The 23,512-nt window shown below is 34.7% G+C and carries 31 protein-coding genes and 1 pseudogene; 7 read left to right on the plus strand and 25 right to left on the minus strand.

The window, feature by feature from the left end; all coding sequences use genetic code 11:
• Nucleotides 1–10: 10 nt before the first annotated feature.
• Together ACOI1C_RS10015 and ACOI1C_RS10020 are read right to left on the minus strand one after the other, a co-directional pair.
• Nucleotides 11–1,075, minus strand: coding sequence for a YncE family protein (locus ACOI1C_RS10015; protein ID WP_422510397.1), 1,065 nt, complete (start codon nt 1,073–1,075; stop codon nt 11–13).
• Between the two features lies 1 nt (nt 1,076).
• On the minus strand, nt 1,077–1,754 hold the full coding sequence (locus ACOI1C_RS10020) for a YiiX/YebB-like N1pC/P60 family cysteine hydrolase (protein WP_422510398.1): 678 nt from the start codon (nt 1,752–1,754) through the stop codon (nt 1,077–1,079).
• Nucleotides 1,755–2,454: 700 nt separating this feature from the next.
• Here ACOI1C_RS10020 and ACOI1C_RS10025 point away from each other — a divergent pair.
• Nucleotides 2,455–3,220 (plus strand): annotated as a pseudogene (locus ACOI1C_RS10025) (tyrosine-type recombinase/integrase); the annotation flags it as partial.
• Nucleotides 3,221–3,372: 152 nt separating this feature from the next.
• On the opposite strand, the gene ACOI1C_RS10030 reads toward ACOI1C_RS10025, so the two are convergent.
• The 9 genes from ACOI1C_RS10030 to ACOI1C_RS10070 form a co-directional block, all read right to left on the minus strand.
• Nucleotides 3,373–3,945 carry a hypothetical protein gene (locus ACOI1C_RS10030; protein ID WP_422510399.1) on the minus strand — a complete coding sequence of 191 codons (573 nt, stop codon included), beginning with the start codon at nt 3,943–3,945 and terminating at the stop codon, nt 3,373–3,375.
• Nucleotides 3,903–4,409 (minus strand): hypothetical protein, encoded by a 507-nt coding sequence (locus tag ACOI1C_RS10035; protein WP_422510400.1) that lies wholly within the window; start codon nt 4,407–4,409, stop codon nt 3,903–3,905. Before ACOI1C_RS10035 ends, ACOI1C_RS10030 begins: the two co-directional genes overlap by 43 nt.
• An 80-nt stretch (nt 4,410–4,489) precedes the next feature.
• Nucleotides 4,490–5,038 (minus strand): tyrosine-type recombinase/integrase, encoded by a 549-nt coding sequence (locus ACOI1C_RS10040; protein ID WP_422510401.1) that lies wholly within the window; start codon nt 5,036–5,038, stop codon nt 4,490–4,492.
• Nucleotides 5,028–5,543 (minus strand): hypothetical protein, encoded by a 516-nt coding sequence (locus ACOI1C_RS10045; RefSeq protein WP_422510402.1) that lies wholly within the window; start codon nt 5,541–5,543, stop codon nt 5,028–5,030. Before ACOI1C_RS10045 ends, ACOI1C_RS10040 begins: the two co-directional genes overlap by 11 nt.
• Complete coding sequence (locus ACOI1C_RS10050) at nt 5,534–5,875, minus strand: hypothetical protein (RefSeq protein WP_422510403.1); 342 nt, start codon at nt 5,873–5,875, stop codon at nt 5,534–5,536. The genes ACOI1C_RS10045 and ACOI1C_RS10050 overlap by 10 nt, the downstream gene beginning before the upstream one ends.
• A gap of 74 nt (nt 5,876–5,949) precedes the next feature.
• Complete coding sequence (locus ACOI1C_RS10055; protein ID WP_422510404.1) at nt 5,950–6,336, minus strand: hypothetical protein; 387 nt, start codon at nt 6,334–6,336, stop codon at nt 5,950–5,952.
• A gap of 135 nt (nt 6,337–6,471) precedes the next feature.
• Nucleotides 6,472–6,747, minus strand: coding sequence for a YkvA family protein (locus ACOI1C_RS10060; protein ID WP_422510405.1), 276 nt, complete (start codon nt 6,745–6,747; stop codon nt 6,472–6,474).
• 25 nt (nt 6,748–6,772) lie between these two features.
• Entirely contained in the window at nt 6,773–7,168 is a 396-nt protein-coding gene (locus ACOI1C_RS10065) for a sporulation protein (protein WP_422510406.1), read from the minus strand.
• 39 nt (nt 7,169–7,207) lie between these two features.
• Entirely contained in the window at nt 7,208–8,014 is an 807-nt protein-coding gene (locus tag ACOI1C_RS10070; protein ID WP_422510407.1) for a TIGR00266 family protein, read from the minus strand.
• A gap of 208 nt (nt 8,015–8,222) precedes the next feature.
• Here ACOI1C_RS10070 and ACOI1C_RS10075 point away from each other — a divergent pair, with 208 nt between their 5' ends.
• The gene (locus ACOI1C_RS10075) at nt 8,223–8,684 is read left to right on the plus strand and encodes a hypothetical protein (RefSeq protein WP_422510408.1); all 462 of its coding nucleotides are present in this window, start codon (nt 8,223–8,225) and stop codon (nt 8,682–8,684) included.
• 113 nt (nt 8,685–8,797) lie between these two features.
• A complete protein-coding gene (locus tag ACOI1C_RS10080) occupies nt 8,798–9,034 on the plus strand; it encodes an XRE family transcriptional regulator (protein ID WP_422510409.1) in 237 nt (78 codons plus the stop codon).
• Nucleotides 9,035–9,084: 50 nt separating this feature from the next.
• On the opposite strand, the gene ACOI1C_RS10085 is transcribed toward ACOI1C_RS10080, so the two are convergent.
• Nucleotides 9,085–9,216, minus strand: a complete 132-nt coding sequence (locus tag ACOI1C_RS10085) for a hypothetical protein (RefSeq protein WP_422510410.1) — start codon at nt 9,214–9,216, stop codon at nt 9,085–9,087.
• Between the two features lie 275 nt (nt 9,217–9,491).
• On the opposite strand from ACOI1C_RS10085, the gene ACOI1C_RS10090 reads away from it, so the two are divergent.
• On the plus strand, nt 9,492–11,177 hold the full coding sequence (locus tag ACOI1C_RS10090; protein ID WP_422510411.1) for a hypothetical protein: 1,686 nt from the start codon (nt 9,492–9,494) through the stop codon (nt 11,175–11,177).
• A gap of 42 nt (nt 11,178–11,219) precedes the next feature.
• On the opposite strand, the gene ACOI1C_RS10095 is transcribed toward ACOI1C_RS10090, so the two are convergent.
• The 5 genes from ACOI1C_RS10095 to ACOI1C_RS10115 form a co-directional block, all read right to left on the minus strand.
• Nucleotides 11,220–11,531 (minus strand): YnfA family protein, encoded by a 312-nt coding sequence (locus ACOI1C_RS10095; protein ID WP_422510412.1) that lies wholly within the window; start codon nt 11,529–11,531, stop codon nt 11,220–11,222.
• A gap of 77 nt (nt 11,532–11,608) precedes the next feature.
• On the minus strand, nt 11,609–12,913 hold the full coding sequence (locus tag ACOI1C_RS10100) for an alanyl-tRNA editing protein (RefSeq protein WP_422510413.1): 1,305 nt from the start codon (nt 12,911–12,913) through the stop codon (nt 11,609–11,611).
• Between the two features lie 182 nt (nt 12,914–13,095).
• Complete coding sequence (locus ACOI1C_RS10105; protein ID WP_422510414.1) at nt 13,096–14,379, minus strand: DUF5667 domain-containing protein; 1,284 nt, start codon at nt 14,377–14,379, stop codon at nt 13,096–13,098.
• Between the two features lie 311 nt (nt 14,380–14,690).
• Entirely contained in the window at nt 14,691–15,098 is a 408-nt protein-coding gene (locus ACOI1C_RS10110) for an HIT family protein (RefSeq protein ID WP_422510415.1), read from the minus strand.
• A 97-nt stretch (nt 15,099–15,195) separates the two neighbouring features.
• The gene (locus ACOI1C_RS10115) at nt 15,196–15,702 is read right to left on the minus strand and encodes a CBO0543 family protein (RefSeq protein ID WP_422510416.1); all 507 of its coding nucleotides are present in this window, start codon (nt 15,700–15,702) and stop codon (nt 15,196–15,198) included.
• Between the two features lie 289 nt (nt 15,703–15,991).
• Here ACOI1C_RS10115 and ACOI1C_RS10120 point away from each other — a divergent pair, with 289 nt between their 5' ends.
• Nucleotides 15,992–16,789 (plus strand): magnesium transporter CorA family protein, encoded by a 798-nt coding sequence (locus tag ACOI1C_RS10120; RefSeq protein WP_422510417.1) that lies wholly within the window; start codon nt 15,992–15,994, stop codon nt 16,787–16,789.
• A gap of 220 nt (nt 16,790–17,009) precedes the next feature.
• On the opposite strand, the gene ACOI1C_RS10125 is transcribed toward ACOI1C_RS10120, so the two are convergent.
• The 7 genes from ACOI1C_RS10125 to ACOI1C_RS10155 all read right to left on the minus strand — a co-directional run bounded on the left by ACOI1C_RS10125 (nt 17,010) and on the right by ACOI1C_RS10155 (nt 20,588).
• Nucleotides 17,010–17,405, minus strand: a complete 396-nt coding sequence (locus tag ACOI1C_RS10125; RefSeq protein WP_422510418.1) for a hypothetical protein — start codon at nt 17,403–17,405, stop codon at nt 17,010–17,012.
• 461 nt (nt 17,406–17,866) lie between these two features.
• Nucleotides 17,867–18,796, minus strand: coding sequence for a manganese-dependent inorganic pyrophosphatase (locus ACOI1C_RS10130; protein ID WP_422510419.1), 930 nt, complete (start codon nt 18,794–18,796; stop codon nt 17,867–17,869).
• A gap of 149 nt (nt 18,797–18,945) precedes the next feature.
• A complete protein-coding gene (locus tag ACOI1C_RS10135; RefSeq protein ID WP_422510420.1) occupies nt 18,946–19,455 on the minus strand; it encodes a CBO0543 family protein in 510 nt (169 codons plus the stop codon).
• 123 nt (nt 19,456–19,578) lie between these two features.
• The gene (locus tag ACOI1C_RS10140) at nt 19,579–19,746 is read right to left on the minus strand and encodes a YvrJ family protein (protein WP_422510421.1); all 168 of its coding nucleotides are present in this window, start codon (nt 19,744–19,746) and stop codon (nt 19,579–19,581) included.
• Nucleotides 19,747–19,803: 57 nt separating this feature from the next.
• A complete protein-coding gene (locus tag ACOI1C_RS10145; protein WP_422510422.1) occupies nt 19,804–20,019 on the minus strand; it encodes a DUF2922 domain-containing protein in 216 nt (71 codons plus the stop codon).
• A gap of 37 nt (nt 20,020–20,056) precedes the next feature.
• Nucleotides 20,057–20,275, minus strand: a complete 219-nt coding sequence (locus ACOI1C_RS10150; protein ID WP_422510423.1) for a DUF1659 domain-containing protein — start codon at nt 20,273–20,275, stop codon at nt 20,057–20,059.
• A gap of 112 nt (nt 20,276–20,387) precedes the next feature.
• Nucleotides 20,388–20,588, minus strand: a complete 201-nt coding sequence (locus ACOI1C_RS10155; RefSeq protein WP_422510424.1) for a hypothetical protein — start codon at nt 20,586–20,588, stop codon at nt 20,388–20,390.
• 17 nt (nt 20,589–20,605) lie between these two features.
• Between ACOI1C_RS10155 and ACOI1C_RS10160 the strand changes: the two genes are divergently transcribed.
• Together ACOI1C_RS10160 and ACOI1C_RS10165 are read left to right on the plus strand one after the other, a co-directional pair.
• Nucleotides 20,606–20,815: a hypothetical protein gene (locus tag ACOI1C_RS10160; protein ID WP_422510425.1), complete on the plus strand. Its 210-nt coding sequence runs from the start codon at nt 20,606–20,608 to the stop codon at nt 20,813–20,815.
• 149 nt (nt 20,816–20,964) lie between these two features.
• A complete protein-coding gene (locus ACOI1C_RS10165; RefSeq protein WP_422510426.1) occupies nt 20,965–21,681 on the plus strand; it encodes a TspO/MBR family protein in 717 nt (238 codons plus the stop codon).
• Here the strand turns inward: ACOI1C_RS10165 and ACOI1C_RS10170 are convergent.
• Nucleotides 21,678–23,435, minus strand: a complete 1,758-nt coding sequence (locus tag ACOI1C_RS10170; RefSeq protein WP_422510427.1) for a WG repeat-containing protein — start codon at nt 23,433–23,435, stop codon at nt 21,678–21,680. The genes ACOI1C_RS10165 and ACOI1C_RS10170 overlap by 4 nt on opposite strands.
• Between the last annotated feature and the right edge of the window lie 77 nt (nt 23,436–23,512).

Consider the following 23,512-nt stretch of genomic DNA (forward strand, 5'->3'; position numbering starts at 1 on the left):
TTATTCATTATTAATCATTAATAAAAAATGTTGTAAAAAATTTACCAGTATCTTTTAAAGTAAATTCACTTTCTTTTTCAAAAGTATCTACTTTATATATTTGTATTTTAATACCATCAGATGTAATGAATTTATGATCCTTTACATATGATGCATCATTCTTAAATTCTGTTGTGAATTCTTGTACTTCTTTTGTTTTCAAATTATATTTAGCTACTTTATTATCTAATTGATCTCTTTGATTATTATCTTGAACAATATAAAGGAAATCATCTTCATGGTGGATATAAAACAAATTTTCAAAAGGCATGATTATTTTTTCTATTTTTTTACTTTTTATATTTATTTTTAATAATTCATTAGATCTAGTATCTAATCCATTAGATGATTTAAGAATATATAAATCATCATTAATAATTTCCATGTCATTAGAATAGGATATATCATCTACTATAATTGTGTCTTTTATAGATAAATCTTCTTTATCAATAATATAGACGTATCCAGTACTAATTTCTTGATTATCAAAATTACTACTAAATAAATATAAATTGTTTTTATAATTAATTATATGATCGGTTGCTCCATCAAATTCTATATAATTTATTTCTTCCTTTGTTTCAATATTAATTTTAACTAATGCAGTACCTTGAGGACCACTATCGGCCATGTAAGCAAATCCTTTATCCACTGCGAAAGTAGTTGGTCCAATTTTTCGATCATTTTCTATTTTTTTGAATTTCATTGTATGTTTATCTAATTCTAGAATATGTTCATTCGCAAAATTTCCATTAGTTGGATCAGTTACGTATACTTTATCACCAACTGTTATCGGATGTTCCATAAAAGATCCAAGTATTACACCATTATATTTTGTTTTATGTTTTGAAATATAATTACCGTTTACATCATATAAGACTACTTCTGATGGTTCATCATCATATTCCGTATTTATAATTCCATATTTAAAAGGATCTATTTTATCTTTTGTTAAAATAGAACAACCTTGTAAAAAAATAATCGTAGATAGCAAACAGATGCCTAAGCACATGTTTGTTTTTGATAATTTTTTCATGTTAAATACCTTTAGTATAAATAGTGTAAGTCTTTTCAGATTGTATTAAATCCATTGGTGAAACAATTCCACCAGCTTGATTTAAATTTAAACCTGCTACATATTTATATGCTTCATATACCAATTGAGAACAATAAAAATTTGTTGTTGTTTCTGTAGCAAGAAAATCCCAATTATAAGATTTTCCGGTATGAGAGCTCGCTCTATTCGCGGCATTTGCATCTTGTGTTATTGATGTTCCAGATGTTGTAGCAGCATAAACTTTGATATATCTACTATTCCAAGTATTATTATGGTATTGAACTCCATCTCCTGTAAATGATTCAACCGTTCTCGTAGAACTATAGATAATTCCTGCATGCCCTACTAAAGTACCAGTAGACGAGAGAGGAGTTACTAGAATTACTCCTTTTCTAGTTGGATAGGTTCCACCAGTTGCAGTTACACTGCTTGTTGAAAGTCCAGTTTTTACACTGCTTGTTGAAAGTCCTTTATCTTGTTTGATTACTTCTGAACGATTTTCTTGAATTTCTTTTTCAATTTGTTCAAATCCATCAATTTGTTCTTGCATAATTTCTTGATCTGTTTTTTCTGTACTGCTAGCACTAGTTAAACTTGGAAAAACACCGCCAAATATAACACTTGCCAATATTGCTACTAATAAAAATTTCTTTTTCATTTCCATTCCCCTTTATCTTTTTTTGCATGCACTTTTATTGTAAAGGAAAAAAATTGAAATAGAACTATTAATTTGGAAAACTACTATTAATTTGGAAAACTACTTCTTTTTATTATTGAAACATCATTTTCTGTATCAGTATCAGTAGGAATAGATTGAGCAATACCTCGATAGAAAGGCAGGCGAAAAAAATGACTGAATTTTCTCGGTTTTTTGGCGGTACCACGGATGACATAAGAGAATACAATCAAATTGAATTCTCTTATCCTCTTATGTCATGGAACGTTTTAGTTCAAATGGAACATTCCCTGATGAACCTCTCTTAGTAACAGAAAGTATTACAGCTTTGCTTAATGTTACATTAACGAAAGGCAAAAGATTTAAAAACGGTTATTTTTATCATAAAGATGCAAATCTGGTAATTCCCATTGACTGATTCCCTCATCGTTTAATTCAAGAATCTTTCGATAATAAATCACAAAAAAAACCTCCTACATAAAAAATGTCACACTAGAGGGTGAGCTCATTAATTATATAGAAAGGAGATTGGTAAACTCTCTGGCACTTACTGGTACATTCATTGTCACTCGGTGGTAAGAACTATGTCACTATTGGTACATTTGATTGGCCGTAATCATCATTTCGATAAAAAGGTCAATAATTCCTTTAAAAATATGTTTTTCATTGAGGAGGAATTAAATTGTTATTATCGAAAGCATGGGAAAAATATGAATCTGATAAAAGGATTGAGGGGTTTTCTCCTCATACATTAAAAGCCTACCGACTTCAAGCGACACTTCTTAATCGCTATTTTAATGACATGGAGATTGGTACCCTTACAACAGATCAATTAAAACAATATCTATCTGAATCTAGCGAGCATCTAAAGCCGTCCAGCCTTGCTCATCCGATTCGTTTTATGAAGTCATTGTTTCGATGGACACATGAAGAAGGACATATTCCTAGAAATCCAGCTGCAAATATTAATAACAAAAGTAGGTAAACGTATTCCAAAATTTTTAACCGAAAGGGAAATTGAGCATTTACGAGAATCTTGTTTAACATCAATAGAGAAGGCTTTATTCGAAATCATGTTCTCAACAGGGTGCCGTATAGGAGAAATTGTTTCCCTGGATAAAAACTGTATCAATTGGTCAGAGCGCTCTGCCATTGTCCGAGGTAAAGGAGATAAGGAGAGAGAAGTGTATTTTAATATTCTGTGTGACATTTGGTTAAAACGATACATAAATAGTAGAACAGATAAAGACCCTGCAATCTTTGTCACAGAACGATTTCCTCATCGTATGAGTATCCCACAAATGAGGTATGTCATAAAACGTATATCCAGTCGTGCAGGTATTGATAAAGAAATCCATCCCCACCAACTAAGGCACACTTACGCCACACATTTATTGAACAATGGTGCACCACTTGAAGTGATCCAGAGTTTAATGGGGCATGAGAAATATTAGAATCCACCTGTTGTAAATAATTGTCGTACAGTTCACCTATTTACTATCTATGGATAATTTCATTAGATGGCTAACTACCAATTATTCCGGAGAGCCGAAAGGATAGATATTATAAAAAGGATCCAATCCCATTGGAATTGGAAAAATCATACTTTAACTTTATCCTGATTATACGAAACGACATTTCCCTTTTTATTTCTTAAGCGCCTAAGTTCTAAATCCATACCATTTAGTTTTTTAACAAGCTCTACACGTTCCGAGGCCATTAACTCATTTTTTTCGGCTAGTCGATTAACCTCATCTTGCAAGTGTTCATTATGGACTTTCAAATTATTAAATTCTATTTGGTCTATTATGAAATTATCAAGAGCAGCTTCAAGTTCTGACATTCGCTCCTGTGTCTTTCCTTGTTTGTTTTTGGAAAATAGGTCTTTCTTTTCAATGTCTTCAATGCGCTTTTCAATATATAAACGCAATGTATTCGGATTATTATAGACTGTACTTTTTGAAATATTTATCTCCTTACATACCCCTCGAATATTGAGATTTATCGACTTAATTTCTTCAAGCGTTCTATTGATCCGTACTTCGGTTTGGAGAAAATATTGTTCAATCGTAATAAACTGCTCTTGAGTCGTTTCCTTATAAAGATTTAAATCGTTTAAATCAAATTGCTTTAGACGTTGCTGAGTTGCAGCAATAAGCTCTTTCTGCTCCATTCTTGCACTTCCTTTTCAATATCTCTAATCCTCCCGATAATTTCCACCAAATTAGGGTATTTGTTATAAATGCCTTCAACTCCAAATTCATCAATTTCGCTTATAAGTAACATTAACTCTGGTTTCAACTTTCGCTCAATATACTTTTTTATACCTTTTAATTCTCTTTCAAATTCATTACGGTATTTCGGATTTTTTTTATACAAGTTTTCATTATATGCAATGATGCTTGCTTTTTCTTGAAATCTATTAATCGAATAGGGTAAATCATCTAGCGAATGAATCTGAACACCGAGATAATAAGCATCATTAATACTTGATATATATTCATTTCGTTCGCAAAGTTTATTGAAGGACTTCGCACATATACCTAGTTCCGTATCCGCAATCGGGTTATCAGTTCTTGATAGTCTTGCTACGATCTCATTTATATCTGTGAAAATATTAAGTTTATTCTTTTTCAAGAACTTATTTATCTGGTCATAAATTTCTTGATATTGTTCAGATTGAAGTTCGTCCCTTATATATTTTTCAGAGGATTCGTTTACATCAGTGATAAGTATCGAACCGTCCTTGATGCTCTCTTCTGCAACGTTTCGACAGCATTTACCTCTAATTTTCCCATATCTTTAAGTCGAATATAATGTTGGGTCATTGCTTCAGATAAATGATTCATATGTTGGCGAATGAAATCTAGATTATATCCCTTATTGTAAAGAATCGATGCTAGTACGACTCTATATTGATGGAAAGTAACGTAGTATACATATTTATCCATTTCGTCATCTGGAATATACTTTGCAGATGGGAGATTTCGCTTTCTTGTTACAGAATATTGACTTTCCTCGTGGTCGATAATTTTATCGAGCTGTAATTCATTTTGATGACGATAAAAGAATTCTATTAGACGATAACGTAATAAAGTTTTTGATACTCCGGTCCCATCTTCTTTAATATATAAGTATTGTGACCTTCTTTTTTCTCTGAAAATTCCAGTAAGAGTTTTATAAGCCAATAGTGCGTTTTCAGTAATAAAGCTTCTAGTCCATTCCCAATCTTTTTCTTTTACTGTCTTGTATGTCTTAAAGTTCAAATAATTTTTCGCCGCCTGATACTTTTGTGTAATATTGAATTACACAAGTTCGCTCAAATTTCTCTAAAACACAATCTCTTTCTAACGCTAATATTTCCCCTGAGCGAAGTTTGGTAGTCGCAGACAAAATGAAAATTATATAACAAAGTTCTTCAGTAATACCACGTGTTCTTAGTTCTTGGAACTTTCCAGAAAATAAATCTATATCATGTTTAGTCATAGGATGACCACCATTGTAATCTTGTGGTTTTTTAATGAGAGAATCTATTAACAATTGTGGAATTTGATATTTATCTTTATAAAATTTCAAATAACTCTTACAACGCTTGATATAATGATTTCTTGTAGATGTTAATTTACTACTAATATAGAAACTCCATTGTTCCAACAAATCCGCATCAACATATTTATTTCCATAAATTTTGTTTAATTGTTTATAGTTAGAGATAAAATTCAGAAATTCTATAATTATATAAATATTGTTTGCAACCGTGCTTACCGCCATGTTAGATTGTTCCCAAATGTAATGCTTTGAGCCTCACTAAAATAAAACCCTAAAAGCAAGTTCTTTATTTCGTCATTATAAATAATGTTTAAGTTAAGTATGATAGGATACCTTTTATCATCACCTGGAATAAAATGTAGTTGATTAAATGAACTCTCAAGAGGGAAGTTGGTACCGATTCTATCCAACAGATACTCGCTCAGAAAAGCGTTCATTTTTGAGGACTTTCGTTCTTGCCAAATTAGGAAATTTTTATTTTCCTTAATTTCAGTTATGCCTTTAGTATCCAAAGGTTTATTTTCTGATATGTAATGATAAAAGTCCGCCAACATTTTTCTTGCCACTTTTTGAATTTGCTTCAGGTCCCATTTTTCCTGGTCTTCCCAACTTTGAATACGAATTCGCTTCATACTTTGACAATACTGATCCCAAGAGATGAGTTCAATTCAATAGTATAGTTCCCAAATATTGTTACAATGAACTCCTTAAAAAATTTTTGAATTTTATAACGGTCATTCGGATTAAAAGTTTTTTGTATATAATCCTCCTCAAAAAAATTCAAAAATAAAGACTTAAAATCATCATCTTTCAGGTGGGATTGTATGTGGTGTTTGAATTTTGTTACTACTCTACTGTTTAGTTTAGCATCCTTAGGCCGTGTCATAGATTTAAACCTCTCTTGGTAAGTTCGTTTTGCTTGACCAGGTAGTTTCAGATCCAAAAGATGCTTATATTCGTCTAAAATTAGTTTTACTTCGTTTGGGACTTTAACTTCTCCTGGTGCTTGGTGCATGATTTTCCTCCTTAAATTTCTTGCATGTTTCTTGAATTACTTCTATATATAAGAGGAATTACCTTTATCATAATTTTTTCAAGAGTAAGAGACTCTCGAGCTTTTGAACTGAGAGTCTCTTTTTTGTCAAACATTTTATAAAAGCTTATGCTTTTCTTTTAAGCTAGTTGGTGCACCTTTAACCAGTCTATCTAAAAAAAATCCAGCCACAATCACATCGTCAATAACACCTATTCCCGCTAGAAAATCTGGTAGTAGATCGAATGGAAAGAGAATATATCCTGTTATTAGAAGTACATACAAAAGTTTATTTTTCAACTTCACTTCATTTGTTAAAAAATAATCACCTAAAAAGGGAATAAATCTCCAAAATTTGAAAATAAATTGCAGTCTACTTAGAACTTTAAACATCCCTTCCAACAACTCCCTTTTAAAGCTATGAAGCTGGCAAAACAATAATCACATCCTGATCCATACTTTTTACCCCTTCTTGGAAAATCATTCTTGTTTGAAAGCGGTAAGAAAGGCTTGCACAAGATGCCTCAAGAGTTGGAGGAATAAAGAATGTGAATGGAATGTTTGAAGTTTCCTCCGAGTTGATTAGTTTTGCCGTTAATATGATCATAGAATCTACTACTTCTTCGCTACCCGTTTTTATACTAGTTTTAACTAAATCACATTCAATTCTCTTGATTTGTTGTTCTATGGTACCGCCGTTTATGTTAAATGTGCCCGTCATACTATCACCAGGTCGCACATTTTCTTTCTCTAGAACTAAGTCAACTCTTGCTGACCCGATACCAATTAAGGACATATATCTTCTCAATAACATTTATAGTCTCCCCTTGTAATTAATTAACAATCTCAGAAACTATCTATTATCCCCATTTAGGAGACCACCAAGACCACCCAAAACGCTTCCTTCTCCAACGGAACGGCCTCCGTTTTTAGGAGAACTTGCATAGATTCGATCAGCTAGTCTACTAAATGGTAAGGACTGAATCCATACTGTACCTGGCCCTCGAACTGTGGCAAAAAATAATCCTTCTCCACCGAAAAAAGCTGTTTTCACTTTCCCTACAAACTCGATATCATAGTCGACATTCTTTGTCATCCCAACTAAGCAACCTGTATCCACTCGGAGCTTTTCACCAGGCTGAAGGTCACGACGGTAGATCGTACCTCCTGCATGTAAGAAGGCAAGTCCGTCACCCTCAAGCTTTTGCATGATGAATCCTTCTCCTCCGAAAAATCCTGTCCCCAGTTTCTTTTGAAAATCAATACCGATAGAAACTCCTTTTGCTGCACATAGAAAGGCATCCTTTTGACAAATCACTTTTCCACCAAGCTCGGATAGGTCAATCGGAATGATTTTACCTGGATATGGTGCAGCAAAGGAAACACGTCTTTTTCCACTCCCTTTATTTGAAAAAACGGTCATAAATAAACTTTCGCCTGTTATAACACGTTTCCCTGCTCCCACTAGCTTTCCAAAGAGTCCCTTTCCTTGGTTTGCATCTGAACCATCACCAAAAATGGTTTCCATTTCGATACCATCTTCCATCATCATCATCCCGCCAGCCTCAGCAATAGCACTTTCGCCTGGATCTAATTCAATTTCAACAAATTGCATATCATCTCCGTGAAGCTTATATTCTATTTCATGCGAGTTTTTCATTATACTACCTTCTTTCTGTTCATATTTTTTATCTACTATTTACTACGATTTAAGTAAGCAATGAGTTTCAGTTTTTAATCATTTTTTTTGAGGAAGATAAAGCATGATAGTGAAAACTCTCAATGAACACTTCGCATAAAAACACATAATACTAGGAAATTTGGTAATAGTAAGCAGCATAAACTACTATAAGCAGGTGAATCCTTCCATGCGTCGTTCTACATTTTTTTTATGGGCTATGATATGTGTATCTTGGTTGTTCTTTCCACTAGTAGGCAAGAAATCTTTTAAAAAGTTCACTCCATCTGTTGTTTTTATTCAAATGATTATTTATTTCGAAAGCTATATTGCAAAGAAAAGAAATTGGTGGGTTATTCTCAAGAAAGTTATTCCGATGTTACCTGGTGAAACATCGCTTATTTTCGGGCCATTTCTCACAGGCTCGCTTCTCATTCTTAAATTAACGTACGGTAAGTTCTGGCTGTATATGTTGTTAAATCTAGTATCAGGTTCTTTTTTTGCTTATCCTTTTTATTTTTTCGCCAAAAAAATAGGAATTATGAAACTAGAAAAATTAAAGAAATATCAATTACTTTTACTTTTTTTGAATAAAGCATTAATTATGTATGGTTTTCAGTATTTTGTTGTAGATAAAGGACTTCGAAAGTAGTTTAAAAATTTGGATTCGCAAAAAATCATCTACCTTTACCCCATTTTCCTAGTTCCATTTTGGTGTATTTTGCTATATTGTTAACATAGTAGAAATTTCCGAGGTGGGATATCATGAAAAAAGAAATCATTAAATCCATTAGGATACACTATAAAATGAACCAACGAGAATTTGCGAAGGCGGTCAATTGTAGCTATTCCTTAATTGCACTAGTTGAACTCGGAAAGAGACGAGTTACTTCCAACCTAGAGAATAAAGTGAAAGAAAAATTTCATTTAAATGATGATCAAATTTCCTATATAGCATTTATTGTTGAAGAATTCGGAAAAGGCATGAATCCGTTTATGTAGGTATATGGCTTCAAAAAAAATGCAAAGAGCTAGGCGTATTAGCCCAGCTCTTACCAATCTTGAGTACGTTCAAGTAATAAATCAATATCGATCTTAAACAACAATAAACAAAACTTTTCATCTTCTTCGAAATGCACGGTAGCCTCTAGTAGTTTATCAATATCCCGACTCGATACGAACATTTACATCCTCCTAAAGGGAAAGTCCTCTATACTATACCTTTCGAATTTCCCTTACTAATTCTGGGGGTAGAACTAAAAAAACACGGGGTATGTTCTTTTGATTTTTTTAGAAGCCAGAATAGTAGTATTCTTTTATTTCAGAACTTTAATTTTGAATAACCCTATTTTTTCGTGATAAACACTCACAAACTATGCGTAGAGATTCTAGTTAAGGTGAAAGAAAATAGATAGTCAAAACGGTTATTAAAACTCTGGTAAAAAAGGGTGAGAATCCAATGGTTGAATTGAAACTCAGAAATATAATGAAGCAGCTTAAAAGTAAAGATCCTTCTAAGCGCTATGAAGCACTTGATAAACTTAATGAATATAAGCTAAAAGAGGGTCTAGAGATTCAGATTGATCTACTAAAAGATATGGCTACATTAGCAGCTAGTAATTTTCCTGACTCTGTTGATACTTGGGACAATCCTTCTTATTATCTAGTCGATTTCCTTTCTGATTTTCCAATGGAAGAGATTGTTAAGGCTATTCTTACACAATTTGACGGTTTTCACTTACACGCAAAAGAAAGAGCGCTCGTATTCCTACTTTCAACTGAAGATGAGCGTATATTTTTCGAGCTAATTGAAAAAATTGATCAACTAGTTAAAAATGAAGAAATCATCTTTCCTGTTCATCAATTAGCCCCATTTCCTGTTTTGGTTAAAGGAATACTTGAGAAGAATTTGGATTTATTCCACTCTGATCATTATAAATATATGTTTTATGATTTGTTACTAGCTTTAAATTCTTCTAGTTTAGAGACAGGCTTTCAAAAAACTAGACTTCTCCCTATCTTGCTTCAGGATTACAAGATTGTTAAAGAATCCTACTTAGCATATAACGAAGAATATAGAGTAGATTACGTTTATAAATCATGGAAAGATAGTTATTTTATGATCCGGAATCAAATGAGAAAATTACTAAACTTAATGGAGTATTACTTCACGCCTGAAACAGAAAAAGAACTACTCGAGGCCCTCTACTTCAACGACTCATTAATTATGACAGAAGCACTACTTGTTTGTGTTGCCAAAAACATACCTATTGATCCAATTCTTTTACATGCTTCTGCTACCTCTATTGAAAGTGCAGAATTTCTCTATTGGGATTTGCACCGAAACAATAAAGAGCATCTTTTCCCAATAATGGAAGGTAAGCAAATGCTTCTTGCAAAAGGACATTTATTTTCATATATTACGAATCTTCAGGTTGAAGAAGATGAGAATGATAAATTCCCAGAGGATATCAATGTTGTCGATCATCTTGAAACTGAAAATACGTATGGTCAGCCTGTTCGGTATTATTTACTGAGTTTTAAGGAATCTGAATGTACCTACATGGCCTGGGTTGGTGGCTTTGAATTGGAGGACGGTGACGACTCAGTACACATGTGGGACGGGACCTACACTGAGTTTATTGAGTTTGACTCCGCTACTATTGAACAACATAAGGAGAAATTTTTCGAGGATCGTGAGCAAGCAAGGCAGAATTATGATAGCTATGTTCATTATGCAAGCTCTCCTAAGCTAAGTAAATGGCTCTGGTTTTTCTATGCCATACTTATTACACAATGGCTTAAAGCTTTCACAGAAGGCTTAGCAATAGAAAATTTTGTTTTCCCTATCATTTTAGTAAGTATTGCTGGTACGATAACCATCCTCCAATTAAGGAAAAATAAAACAAGCAAAGTATCTATAGTCGGTCAAAATTTAGTGTTTGCTAGAGGGAAGAATGAAAAAAAAGTACCGCTATCTGAAATCAGAAAAATAGAATATAACAAAAAACATGTTTCGGTTCATGATAAGCGAAACGAGCTTGTTTTACAGTTCCCAATAGCATGGGTTCATTACGGTCAGTTTCATTATCATATGAGAGAGCATACTAGCCATTTAAAGGATGCACCGTTTATTGAAGAATAAGAATGGACATAGAAAAAACGGATGAGCCATCTTCCGTTTTTTTCAATGCCTAGGTGCCCACAAGATAATAGATACGCCAATCAAACAAATGCTCGCTCCAAGGAAATCATAAAAATCTGGTGTTTTCTTATCCATTCCCCATCCCCATAAAACGGCTAAAACGATAAATACTCCTCCATAAGCCGCATAAACCTTTCCAAACGAAGGAAAGCTTTGCAATGTAGGAATAATTCCATAGGAGACCAAGATCACACTTCCGACAATTCCGTACCACAAAGGTTTTCCTTCTTTGATCCATAACCAGATGAGATAACCCCCACCAATTTCTGACAGTCCAGCAAGTATAAAGAGCATAATGGCAAAGAAAATTTAGATCACTCTCCAAAAAACATAATTAGTCTTTTTAAGTTCCTACTTTTCTCAGGTATTAACTACTCTATGGAATTCATCTTTTTTAATACAATGCTTAGAATATCCGCTCCTGTTAAAATTTGTTCTCCTCCTCCTTGTGCCATCGACTCACTGCCTCCACCTTTTCCATTAATAAGAGGAAGTACCTCTGCCATGAGGTGCTTCATATTGATGTTTGCAGATTCACCTCGTGAGAATACCATCTGAATACTCCCAGCATTCTCTGTCACTAGGAAAACGAAGACCTCTCCTGCCTCCCTTACTATGTAGCGTGCTATTTTTTGGAGTTCCTGAATGGTTCTATTTTCGTAGACTCTACTAACGTTGTTATCTAATCTATGTACTAGCATATCCCGAGCTTCGAATTGAAGAAGTTTATCGCTAGTTTGCTCTAATGCTCTTTCAAGCTCTGCATTTCGCTCCAATATACGTTTAATTGTCATGGATACATCTTCCTCAGGGGCACTTATAAGATTGCTTACTTCTTTAATCACTTTATTCTTCTGTTGAAACTGGACTAACACACGGTTTCCGCATATAAATCGCACACGAACTTTCTTTTTTTGTCGTTCATAATCCAGTATTTTGATGGCAAAAACAGCACCAGTTGAATCAGGGTGAATCCCACCGCAACCGTTGTAATCAAAATTAGAAATGATTACTAGTCGGATACCTTCCGTCACAGTAGGCTGTTTTCTAAGAGGATATTGGCAGATTTTTTCACTAGTCACCCACTTCGTTTCAATGGGATGATTTTCAGAAATAATTTGATTTGCTAACGTTTCAGCTCTCTGGATTTCTTCCTCGCTTAACTGTTCTATTTCCAGATCAATCGTCAACTTTTCTTTCCCCAAATGAAAGCTTATCGTTTCATATCCAAATAGTTCAGAAAAAGCTGCCGAGAGAATATGCTGACCTGCATGCTGTTGCATATGATCAAAACGTCTGTCCCAATCAATGACACCTTCAATATTTTGATTCTCAAGGGGTTGCTCAACATAGTGGCGAATTTCCCCCTCTATCTCTTCAACATTTAGCACGGTTTGGTCGTTTAGTGTACCTTTATCAAATGGCTGTCCCCCTCCGGTTGGATAGAAGGCGGTTTCTTGTAAAATCACATACCAGTTTCCCGCTTCATCTTTTTGTTGTTGCGATACTTCAGTTGTAAATGATTGTTTGTAAGCATCTTGGTAAAATAATTTAGTAGTCATAATTAACTCATCTCCTTCATTAATTACTGTTAGAGGGTGTTCAAAAAGTCCGGCAAAAATAGCTTCAAATTTCTTCGTCAGCTCGTCTCTCCGCTCCTCACGTATACAAAACATACGCTCCGGTGCTCAAGACTTCGCTTCCTCGAACTTCTTTGCTCTTTTTGTCCTCCTTTTTGAACAGACTCTGTTACTAGTTCTTTTCTCTATTATTTAGTCATTTCCTTTAAAAAACATTACATAACAACTAAATATAAATAAAAGACACCTGATTCATCAGGTGCCTTTCTACAAAACTATTAATCATCGCTGTCATTGTCATCTTCATCGTCGTCTTCTTCGTCTTCTTCGTATTCATCATTGTCATCGTCTTTACCTTTTTTATTCTTTTCACGCTTTTGTTCCTCTGCCTTTTTATCAGTCTCACGTTTTTGTTCTGCTGCTTTTTTTGCTTCTTTTTGTTTCTTTTCAGCTTGTTTTTTCATTTCTTCCTGTTGCTTCTTCAGTTCTTCTTGTTTTTTCTCTTCCGCTTTTTTTGCCATTTCGCGCTTTTGCTCTTCAGCCTTCTTTGCTGCTTCATTTTTATCTTCATTTACTTTGGTTGTCGCTTCAGCAACGTTCTCTTCTATTTCTTCAAGCTCTTCTTCTACATCTTCCTCAATCTCAGCTTTCTCTTCATCAAGTTCTTCTTTAAGCTCTTCTATTTCTTCATTTGCCTCTTCACCGGAAATGTCTCCGCCAGAGAGCTTATCCTCAATTTTTTTGATTTCCTTTTCGAATTTCACTATGGCCTTATCACGTTTTCCTAGTTTTTTCCCTAGTTTTTCAAAAGACTTTTGAATATTTTTCATCAATGCCTTCTGAGCATTTGGGTTTTCTACTTTTGCCAATGCCAACAGCAATGCATCAACGTTCGCAGCAAGCTTACCTTGAACTAAGTTAACCTCTGGCAATTGCACTTCTCCTGGGGCTTCCACAGTTCCAGTCGTTTCTCCAGTTGTATTTTCTTTAGTTCCTTCAACAACTGACTCTTCACCAGTTTCTATTTCCGGTTCACCTAGCTGATCCCCAGCCTGGTCTTGTGTGTCAATTGCCACTTGCAAAAGGGTAGCAGCTTCTTCCGTTTTTCCAGCATTCATTAATGAATTTGCTTCAGAAATGCGTTCCGCAGCAAACTCTGCTAAAAGCTTTGCTTTCTTATAATCATCAAACGTAACGGCTAATCGAATCTTTTCAGTCATCATTTTAACAAAATAGAAAAAGTCCCCTGGAACTAAAGTTGAAGTTGTCTCTTCTTCTTTAGATTCATTTTCTTCAAGAACTGTATCGTCATCGTTAGTTTCAGCTAGTACAGTATCTTCAGTAGTACCCTCTGTTACTGGTAGTTCAGTAGTAACCTCAGTTTCTGAATCTGTTACAGTTGTAGTATCAGTTGCCTCTGTTGATGGTCCTATTTGAACCACAGGTAGTTCTGCCCCAGTCGTTACGTTAGCAAATACATGACCTGTCTCAACCGTTAAAGCAAGCGTTGTAACGAGTATGCTGCTTGTTAATACACTGACAATTTTGCTTGTTAGTTTCATTTTATATTCTCCCTTTTTTATATTCTTTCTTCCCTGCAATAGACTTCGACAGGTTTTTTAGGTATATGTCCTCGATTCTTTAAAATATGAAAATATTTTTCTACCTGGAGGTATGAATGAAACTATCGAATTATTTTTTCTTCAATTGTGAGTGTATGCTGTTACACTCGGAATTGCAGCCATTGTCAGCATTTTCATGGTTGCCATACGTGATGATAAAAGAGGCGTTCATGATTTCATTGTTGCAACTTATGTAACAAGAGATTGATGATAAAAGAACCCACACATTTTTAGTGAGGGCTCTCTTCGTTTTATGTATTTAAATCTCGCTTATTTTCCTGTTTTTTAATCCAATGTCTAATGCCCTTTCCAGCAAAAGGCTCATCATAGAATCTTGGTATAACATGAAGATGTGAGTGAAAAACGGACTGCCCACCTGCTTTACCTGTATTCCATCCGATACTGTATCCATCAGGACTGAATGTTTCATCCAATAGCTCTCTTGCCCTTTGTAATAAATTCCATGTGTCCTCCCACTCTTCTTTTGAGAGTTCAAAAACATTCTCTTTATGCTTTTTCGGTATAATTAATCCACTTCCTACTAAAACATCTTGCTCACTTTCCTTCCTTAAAAAATAGCATGTCTCATTTTCTAAGGAAATCTCCATATCATGATCTTCTATTACATTACAAAATAGACAATCTGCTTTATTTGTCAAAAGAATTCCCCCTTTACGTATTCCTTCTCCTTTCACATCCAAAATCCTCTACATTTTTACAAAACAAAAGGAAACGTTTAAGATAAAGAACGTTTCCTCATGTAATCGGAACCTTAAAGTACCATAGTAGGAAGGCTATTAGCCCGATAGAAAGAATGTACGTTAGTATTGGTTTACTCTGGTGAAGGCGGAGCATACCGTACATATTTAAGTAGAAAGGAATCTCCATCCAAGTCTGATATCCATTATGAAGAATCAGCCTGTCTGCTAGTAAAAAAAGTGCTTCAACCAATAAGGATTTTCCTACCCATTTTGTGATATACCCAGCTTGGACTAATTTACGAAGTCCATATGGGTAACTTGTGAGAAATAAGAGAGTAATTGCAGGGAGCGTAATAAATGTATGGAGCAATTCAGCAAAAACATGAGATTTTGGTAGAAAGTCTGGCTTGTATTCCCACAAGAGATAATCTTTACAAAGAACATTATAAAGCAAATTACTGGTAATCACATAATAGATGGTGAGACTATATTTACCTATGTCTTTATAGGCTTTTGTCACCCATATAATGACGATTAATGAGAGAGCTAACAGAAGATGCATGATCAATTCCTCTTTTTCCACAGTCACTGTAAATATTTTACTTACTCTTATTTTGTTCATATATTTATTTATAATACATCTTTTAAGTAGGGCTATTTTACTAAAATAACATTTACTGGTTTTTTTCTTCAATGAGTTTTTGAAATTGCATGATTAGGTTGAATTTCGGGATCCTAAAAAAGGCAAGGACAACACTCAGATTGGAGATGAAAATGCGCTTAAATATATCGCCCATGGTCAACAGATAACAGAAGAAGAACAGCTAGCATTACCCTCAGAGAAGGACGATATGGTATGGATCCACTTTAGTCCATCAAAGAAAGATCAATTTACTACCTTTATACAATCCTTGGACATTCATCCCTTATCTAAAGAAGGTTTACTTGAATTTAGTGATATTGCAAAGATTGACGTTTTTAAGAACGAAGCGATCATTTCACTGATTGCCATACAGGAAGATTATACTCAGGCAAAAGTGACAATCCTGGTCGGAGAAAATTATGTGGTGTCAAAAGAAGATGAGAATATCAATTTACTTTACTCATTGAAAGAACATTTTCGCAGACATTCCGAGCGTATGTCACACCCTGGAAAAATCTTATTTAAACTTTTTGATAAGATTATTTCTGCTGATTTAACCATAATTGATCGAATTGCTGATGAAATACAGACTTTGGAGAAAAGAGTGTTCGTCGTTCCGTTTGAAAACGAGATTGCAAGGGATGTATACCGATGGAAAGTGACACTACACAATTTAAGACAAGCCATTGAAGCACAAGAAAGTGTAATGGAAGCTATGAAGCATTCTGAATTTCCTTATATGAACGAAGATTACGGATTCTATTTTAAGAGTTTAATGAATAACTATTCGCGAGTTGTCAATGCAATGGATACGTTTAAGGAGAATCTGAACAGCATCTTTAATTTGCAAATGACACTTAAAGCTGACCACTCCAATGCCACAATGAAAACCCTAACATTGGTTAGTGTCATTTTTATCCCGATGACATTTATTGCCGGACTTTATGGGATGAACTTTGAGGTTATTCCAGAGCTCAAGTGGAAGTATGGATATTTCTATGCCTAGTCCTAATGATTGGAGTAGGTTCGTCCATTGCTTTATACTTCCGAAATAGAGGTTGGTTCGGTAGCAAAAAGTAGAGGAGACTTCGTAACGAAGTCCCTTTACTCAAATAAAAGAAAGTTCTTTACTGTTTGTAATTCTAATAAGTATGAAAACGACTAGAAACATAAAAAACGACTCAAAAGATTATAATTAAACGAACTTTTGAGTCAGCTGCACACTATTATAATACTACTTGGAGTGTTGTAATCTTTTCAGAATAGTCAACCCATAAGTATACATTTTTACATTGATGCGTGAAATACCTAATTGCTAAAGAGTTTTTGAGAGAATCTTCTAATCTCCAAGTAGATAAAGAGATAGAGAATATTGGTCCATTTGACATAATTTTAAAAAAACTTAACACCTTATCGAATTCTTCATCTTCATATTTCTCGATAAACTCAGGTAAAACTCTGTATGATTCTTGAGGTTTCCATTGATATTCCTTGTTACTGTATGTCCCAAAAAGACTTACTATAATAGGGTTTAAACCATGGGAAAGAATTAATATTAGAGACTCTTTATTTGGTCGGCTAAGCATTATTTCTGATGGTGAATCGTTTTCTAATACTAGCACTTTGACATTTTAGACCTCCAGGTATGATAGAAAAAAGCTGTTGATATGTTTATCACATAACAACAGCTTCAGTAAACATTTTTTTATCAGGAATATAAATTTTACTGATTATCCCACTTGTTCAGAATAAATATTCGTAACCTATTTGTAGGTACTTATCCTTTAGGCTCTTTTCTTAAAGATGGTGTTTTTCAAATGAGGATTTTGTAAAATATTCCCTTTAATAAATTAGGTTGATTGGAACGGAAGGTGCTCGACTCCTGCGGGATGAGTGGGACAGGTGATACCCCGCAGGAGTTTGCGCCGAGGAGGCTCACCGCCCATCCCGGGGAATGGTGCATCCTGGAGTGGAAATTAACCCCTATTCTAAAAAGCAACAAAGTTTCTGAAAACAGCTTTTTTTTAACAATTGGTTTCGGAGTAAGTCATTCTGAGTTAAAGGGATATCAATTAACTTTTTGTTACTTACCTAATCTATTCGTTAATACCGGAACTACTTGCTTCTTTCTAGAAACGACACCTTTTAGAGTAGCTGTATTTCCTTCAAGCACCACATTAAAAGCTTCTTCAACAGCTCCTGATTGCTCACCGATAGCCAGTGCAATCGAGTCATTTGTTAAAATATCTGTAATCACAAGAAGAAATAAATGCAGCCCCTTCTCTTTACTTATTTCATACATTGCCTTTTCTAAATCTAGCTTACGAGATAGTACATCATTCGTATCCACTGCATTTACTTGAGCGATTTCAACTTTATATGTACCCATTTCGAATTCTTTTGAGTCTAAAGACAGAAGCTGTTCAATACTTTTGTCACTTAGGTTTGCTCCCGCTTTTAGCATATCTAAGCCATATGTATCTGCATCTACTTCAGCAATGGCGGCAAGTTCCTTTGCTGCAGTGGCATCTTCCTCTGTAAATGTGGGAGATTTAAAGAGTAGAGAATCAGATATGATGGCAGATAACATTAATCCTGCGATTTCTTTCGGTATTGTCTTCCCATTTTCTTTGTACATTTTATTAAGAATGGTTGCTGTGCATCCAACTGGTTCACATCGGAATAACAATGGATCACTCGTTTCGAAATTGGCAATACGGTGATGATCAATGACTTCAACTACTTGAACCTGGTCAATATCATTTACACTTTGTTGACGTTCATTGTGATCAACTAGAATTACTTTGTTCACTTCGTTTGCTGCCGATTCTACAAGACGCGGCTCGGTGATGTTAAAGTATTCTAATGCAAATTGTGTTTCACCATTTATAGTTCCTAATCGAACGGCCTCTACAGCTTGTCCTAATTGCGTCTTCAAGTCTGCATAGGCAATAGCAGAACAAATTGAATCAGTATCAGGATTTTTATGTCCAAAAATCAGAGTTTTTTCCATAGGTCTACTCCTTTATTTATGTAATTATTCTCTATTGAAAAATGACTTACCTCTTTCATTCAATTGTCAGTATATCAGTATAGGCCGTTTTTTTCTATAAAAAAAGAAACCCGTAATGGGTTAGAAGTCTGGACCAAATATGATAGAAATCATTCCACAATTCTTTTATCCTGTTCCACCTTTTCTATCTTTTTCGAATACATGCGAATAAAACCAATCGCCATTCGAACAATTAGAAAGGTAATTGATAATGAAGAGAATGTCTTTACCCAATTCCAATTTTTCTTGTATTTGACTACGTCCGTATTTTTTTCAAGCCATGATTCAACTACTGTTATGGAGCCACTGAATAATAGTAGCTTGGCGATGATTCCAGTTATTTTAGATTTCTCTGTCACTTGGTTAAAATACACACAGAAGATTGGGAAAAGTATGTAATCAAACATAAAGCTAATGTCAAAGGATTTAAAAACCTTTACTGGATATGTAATATAATTCTTCCTTACAACAAGCTTATCTAGTATGGAAGCAATATACCCCTTTAGAAAAAAAATGATTACCCAATCCTTAACAGGTGGCTTCCTCATTAAGTTAATAAAAGAAAGTATTCCAAATACTAATAAGAATCGTAGCAATTTTTTTTCAAACTTATGTCCCATCAAACATCCCTCCCGTAAGTAATTTGTCCATATAAGTGATATATTATTTCCTGAATGCAATAAATGTCGAATCTAAATGAACTATAAGTGGCATAGTAAGAAAACAACAAAAAAAACCGCTTATTACACGGTTCTTTTCGCTCGGTATTGCTGCTGCTCATTTAGTTCGATTGGCAATCGCTGAATGGACTCATTTAACATAAGAAGTTTAGCTTCAATCCGATGTAGCAAATAGAGAGTTACCACAATAGGGAATCCTACTTCACTAATGTACGGCAAAAGTTGTTCCATGTCTAATTCGCTCCTTTCATAGAAATCGGGTGGTTCCTCTAGAACCACCCGTGGTCTTTACAGTACGATTTCTTCTACATTTCTTTCAACAACGCGTGCTCCCTTTTTTTGGATGAAATCTCCACCAGCAGATGTAAACACGTTAGTTGATAATACAGCATCCATTGCAGCATCAAGAGCAATTGGATCAACCGGTTCAATCGGATTATCAATAGAAAGAGTAACGATTTTATTTTCCTCATTTAAAAATTGTAACTGTAGTGTTTTAGCCATGAACTTATTCCTCCTTTCTTTTGGATTTTTCTACCGATTACTCACCTAATATGTGTGTGTCGTTTCTTTCAATACCACTTAATGGGTATTGTTGAAGTAGAGCGATACTTTGAGCGACTGTGAATAATTCATCAGTTGTCGCAGAGGTCTTAATATTGCTGTAATTTTTGTTTTTCACAACTGCTTTACCACTAACATCAACACCCATGTCAAAGGCTATGCGAAGCTGTGTATCAGCGATCATTGCTTGTGCCATCCTAATCACCTCCTTCACTCAATATATAGAGAGTTTTGAGGAAAAAGGGGTTGATTAAATTAAAAAAACCTCTGATTACTAGAATCAGAGGTTTTGAATATATAAATTTATTTTAATGTGCATTCAGAATGATTGGGCTTATAAAACCAACTAAAATCATCATAACTCCACCAAGTGTAAACAAACTTGGGAAGAACGGTAAAAACGATCCTGCCTTCGAATCATCTGCTTCTTTTAATTGACCCCAAACAAGTCCCATAAAACCGAACGCCATAAAGATTGCACCAGATATAACGATTGCTTCATAGTTCATGTATAACACCTGCCTTTATGCTTAGTTTAACACATCTCGAATTGTCCATTGATGAACATATTGTGACAATTCTCCTACACTTTGTCTATATTATAAAACTCCTACTCTTAGAGTCTGTTCAAAAAGGAGGACAAAAAGAGCAAAGAAGTTCGAGGAAGAGAAGTCTTGAGCTACCTGCGCGTATGTTTTGTATACGTGAGGAGCGGAGAGACGAGCTGACGAAGTAATTTGAAGCTATTTTTGCCGGACTTTTTGAACACCCTCTCTTAGTTTCACTTTCACTTGATTTGGAATTATTCTTACATATACTTTCTACACTCATTTAATTTGCAAAGAATGAATACTAGTAATGTATAGCGTTAAAAGGAGGGGGAAAATGTCTCGATTTTATTTAAACGTTGTCGCTTATGTTACCGTGTTAGCCATTAATTACTTTGCAAATGCACTGCCTTTTAATGGTCAAACAACTGGAGAGATTGCAAACAGACTACCGGTTTTGTTCAATCCTTCTAGCTATGTATTCTCCATTTGGGGACTAATCTATTTTCTAATTGGATTATGGGTGTTTTCACAATTGCTACCCAAACGTAGAAATGCACCACTTTATCAAAAAACAAGCAACCTATTCGTTTTGAGTTGTTTGCTAAATTCTTTTTGGATTTTTGTATGGCATTATGAATATTTCCTTCTTTCCGTTTTTGTCATGATCGGACTTTTAGTAACCTTAGTTTTTTTATACAAAGAAGTAAAGAAGGAGAAGATCACACAATTTGATACGGTATCTTTCTCCATATACTTGGGCTGGATTAGTGTTGCAACCATTGCTAACATTAGTTATTATCTTGTATCTATCGGATGGACTGGACTTGGTCTTTCTCATGTAGCGTGGACAATTATTCTACTTTTCGTCGCGTCTGGTATCGCTGTACAATTTTTGCATAGCCAACATGATAAGCTCTACCTACTCGTTTTTACTTGGGCATTTGTCGGGATAGGTGTAAAAAATCTAGATGCAGAGCCATTTTTATCATATGTTGCCTTCGGATTATCCATTTGTTTAGTATTTTCATTATTCCTACTTAAGAAAGACTAAACGGGTGGTCCTTGAAAACCACCCTCCTTTCTTTGATGAAACGACTTCCAAAAATCTCCTTCTTTGTTAATGATGTCTAGAATTTCCGAGTAAAATATTGTAAAGGTTGGAAATCCTGCAGCATAGGGTGCAATATCATACGGGGTAAAGTAAATAAAGAGCACATCCTCTGATATATAAAAAGGTTGGTCTGGACTGATCCACTTATAAGTATCTGGGAAAACGTACGAATAGGTTTCATCATTTTTTATTTGTTCACCAATTATGTCGCTCAATACTTTAACATACTCACTACCAGGCTTGAAGAAATCCTTCAATTTGTAGAAGGTCCCATTTCGTAAATTAGTATGCGGATAGACTTTAAGCGGCATTCCATGTGCAGCTCCAAACGGAAATTCGTACCCATTTATCTCAAGAACGAGCAACTCCTCATTAAAGAATTCGACATCATAATCACCTGTATAAGAATATTCTACTGGCTTGGTCGCATCTATTTCCTTTACCTGCGAGAGCTCTTTTAGTTTTTCATTCACTGATTTCTCAGTTTTTTCATTTTTCATCCCTGTAACCTGAGGGTAATAGACGAGGTACTCTTTGTTTGGCATATACTTCTTTTCTATTACTTTATACATTCTATTTAAAGGAATCACTGTATTTTGCATCCAAATGATCTTTCCATCTCTCGTCATATACGAAACACGTTGGTCAATAAACGCTTTAATCATATCTCCTTCAAGTGTTAAGGAACCTGTACCTCTGAGAACAGGTAGCTCTGAGGCTATTTTCCCCTTTTTATTAATGAAAAATGTTTGAATATCATTATTAGCTGAAGCAAACCCCTGATCAAAATGTTGCACCTGATCGTACTTGAAATCTGTTAAAAACATACCATCTGTTGTCGCAATGGCGAAGCGTGAACCGAGATATGGTTTTTCTTCATCAAGAGCCTTTCCTACTGAGACGCGTTCTTGTCCTAACATCGTAATATCGTTATAAATGGGCTTGATGATGTACGTTCCTTTTCTATCTATCAGCCCAAAATTGTTTTTAAAGTCCTCTGCAATATTCACAACAGCACGACCATCTTGAAAAGGCTGGATTCCCGAATAAGTTGGAGATAAGATGACATTCCCACCCAAATCCATTACTCCAAATTTCGCTTCAAAATCATCAGCTTTTTTAAACGCCACTAATCCATCGCCCTGGTCCGCAATATAAGGGTAAGAATATGTTTGTAAAACCTTCCCATCTTGATTAATCAATGCATAGAAACTGTTTTCTAACTGGACAATGGCCTGCATATTTTGAAAATCATAGGCGGATTTATATTGAGTGGGTATGGCTTCTTTTCCATTTAAATCTAAGAAACCGTAAAAGTAAGAGTTATCTTTCAGTATCGAAAATTGTGCACGTGACTCCTGATACATCCCAATATATTGATACGGCTCTGTAGTTAGTAGCTTACCTTTCTCATCCATTACAAAATATCCCTCATCAGTCGATACTATGGCTCGTCTCTCTGAAAAATCATTGATAGACTGATAGGTTGGTTGGACAACAAACTTGCCGAATTCATTGATTAGACCATATTGATTGTTTTTTTCCACAATCGAAAGTCCGTTAGCCTGAAAGTCCATTGTGTAATCAAATGTTGGACGAACAGCGCATTCTCCTTCTTTATTGATATATCCCCAAACACTTCCTTTTACAGTCTTTACCGAGGCTGGATACAATCTCATTTTTTTTGCATACATAATCTTTCTCCTCTACCCACATAGTCTAAGGTAGTTTATGGAGAATATTTTAGGATTGTGCCTACTTGTTTTAGGGA

It is taken from the genome of Bacillus sp. DJP31 (genome assembly GCF_049310945.1).
Lineage (GTDB): Bacteria > Bacillota > Bacilli > Bacillales > SA4 > Bacillus_BS.

Excerpts from the sequence above, each read along its gene's own strand:
- ACOI1C_RS10015 (WP_422510397.1), bottom strand. The coding sequence starts at position 1,075 with ATGAAAAAATTATCAAAAACAAACATGTGCTTAGGCATCTGTTTGCTA.
- ACOI1C_RS10020 (WP_422510398.1), bottom strand. The coding sequence starts at position 1,754 with ATGAAAAAGAAATTTTTATTAGTAGCAATATTGGCAAGTGTTATATTT.
- ACOI1C_RS10030 (WP_422510399.1), bottom strand. The coding sequence starts at position 3,945 with ATGGAGCAGAAAGAGCTTATTGCTGCAACTCAGCAACGTCTAAAGCAA.
- ACOI1C_RS10045 (WP_422510402.1), bottom strand. The coding sequence starts at position 5,543 with ATGGCGGTAAGCACGGTTGCAAACAATATTTATATAATTATAGAATTT.
- ACOI1C_RS10050 (WP_422510403.1), bottom strand. The coding sequence starts at position 5,875 with ATGTTGGCGGACTTTTATCATTACATATCAGAAAATAAACCTTTGGAT.
- ACOI1C_RS10055 (WP_422510404.1), bottom strand. The coding sequence starts at position 6,336 with ATGCACCAAGCACCAGGAGAAGTTAAAGTCCCAAACGAAGTAAAACTA.
- ACOI1C_RS10060 (WP_422510405.1), bottom strand. The coding sequence starts at position 6,747 with ATGTTTAAAGTTCTAAGTAGACTGCAATTTATTTTCAAATTTTGGAGA.
- ACOI1C_RS10065 (WP_422510406.1), bottom strand. The coding sequence starts at position 7,168 with ATGTTATTGAGAAGATATATGTCCTTAATTGGTATCGGGTCAGCAAGA.
- ACOI1C_RS10070 (WP_422510407.1), bottom strand. The coding sequence starts at position 8,014 with ATGAAAAACTCGCATGAAATAGAATATAAGCTTCACGGAGATGATATG.
- ACOI1C_RS10075 (WP_422510408.1), top strand. The coding sequence starts at position 8,223 with ATGCGTCGTTCTACATTTTTTTTATGGGCTATGATATGTGTATCTTGG.
- ACOI1C_RS10080 (WP_422510409.1), top strand. The coding sequence starts at position 8,798 with ATGAAAAAAGAAATCATTAAATCCATTAGGATACACTATAAAATGAAC.
- ACOI1C_RS10085 (WP_422510410.1), bottom strand. The coding sequence starts at position 9,216 with ATGTTCGTATCGAGTCGGGATATTGATAAACTACTAGAGGCTACCGTG.
- ACOI1C_RS10090 (WP_422510411.1), top strand. The coding sequence starts at position 9,492 with ATGGTTGAATTGAAACTCAGAAATATAATGAAGCAGCTTAAAAGTAAA.
- ACOI1C_RS10095 (WP_422510412.1), bottom strand. The coding sequence starts at position 11,531 with ATGCTCTTTATACTTGCTGGACTGTCAGAAATTGGTGGGGGTTATCTC.
- ACOI1C_RS10100 (WP_422510413.1), bottom strand. The coding sequence starts at position 12,913 with ATGTTTTGTATACGTGAGGAGCGGAGAGACGAGCTGACGAAGAAATTT.
- ACOI1C_RS10105 (WP_422510414.1), bottom strand. The coding sequence starts at position 14,379 with ATGAAACTAACAAGCAAAATTGTCAGTGTATTAACAAGCAGCATACTC.
- ACOI1C_RS10115 (WP_422510416.1), bottom strand. The coding sequence starts at position 15,702 with ATGCATCTTCTGTTAGCTCTCTCATTAATCGTCATTATATGGGTGACA.
- ACOI1C_RS10120 (WP_422510417.1), top strand. The coding sequence starts at position 15,992 with ATGGTATGGATCCACTTTAGTCCATCAAAGAAAGATCAATTTACTACC.
- ACOI1C_RS10130 (WP_422510419.1), bottom strand. The coding sequence starts at position 18,796 with ATGGAAAAAACTCTGATTTTTGGACATAAAAATCCTGATACTGATTCA.
- ACOI1C_RS10135 (WP_422510420.1), bottom strand. The coding sequence starts at position 19,455 with ATGGGACATAAGTTTGAAAAAAAATTGCTACGATTCTTATTAGTATTT.
- ACOI1C_RS10140 (WP_422510421.1), bottom strand. The coding sequence starts at position 19,746 with ATGGAACAACTTTTGCCGTACATTAGTGAAGTAGGATTCCCTATTGTG.
- ACOI1C_RS10145 (WP_422510422.1), bottom strand. The coding sequence starts at position 20,019 with ATGGCTAAAACACTACAGTTACAATTTTTAAATGAGGAAAATAAAATC.
- ACOI1C_RS10150 (WP_422510423.1), bottom strand. The coding sequence starts at position 20,275 with ATGGCACAAGCAATGATCGCTGATACACAGCTTCGCATAGCCTTTGAC.
- ACOI1C_RS10155 (WP_422510424.1), bottom strand. The coding sequence starts at position 20,588 with ATGAACTATGAAGCAATCGTTATATCTGGTGCAATCTTTATGGCGTTC.
- ACOI1C_RS10160 (WP_422510425.1), top strand. The coding sequence starts at position 20,606 with ATGCTTAGTTTAACACATCTCGAATTGTCCATTGATGAACATATTGTG.
- ACOI1C_RS10165 (WP_422510426.1), top strand. The coding sequence starts at position 20,965 with ATGTCTCGATTTTATTTAAACGTTGTCGCTTATGTTACCGTGTTAGCC.
- ACOI1C_RS10170 (WP_422510427.1), bottom strand. The coding sequence starts at position 23,435 with ATGTATGCAAAAAAAATGAGATTGTATCCAGCCTCGGTAAAGACTGTA.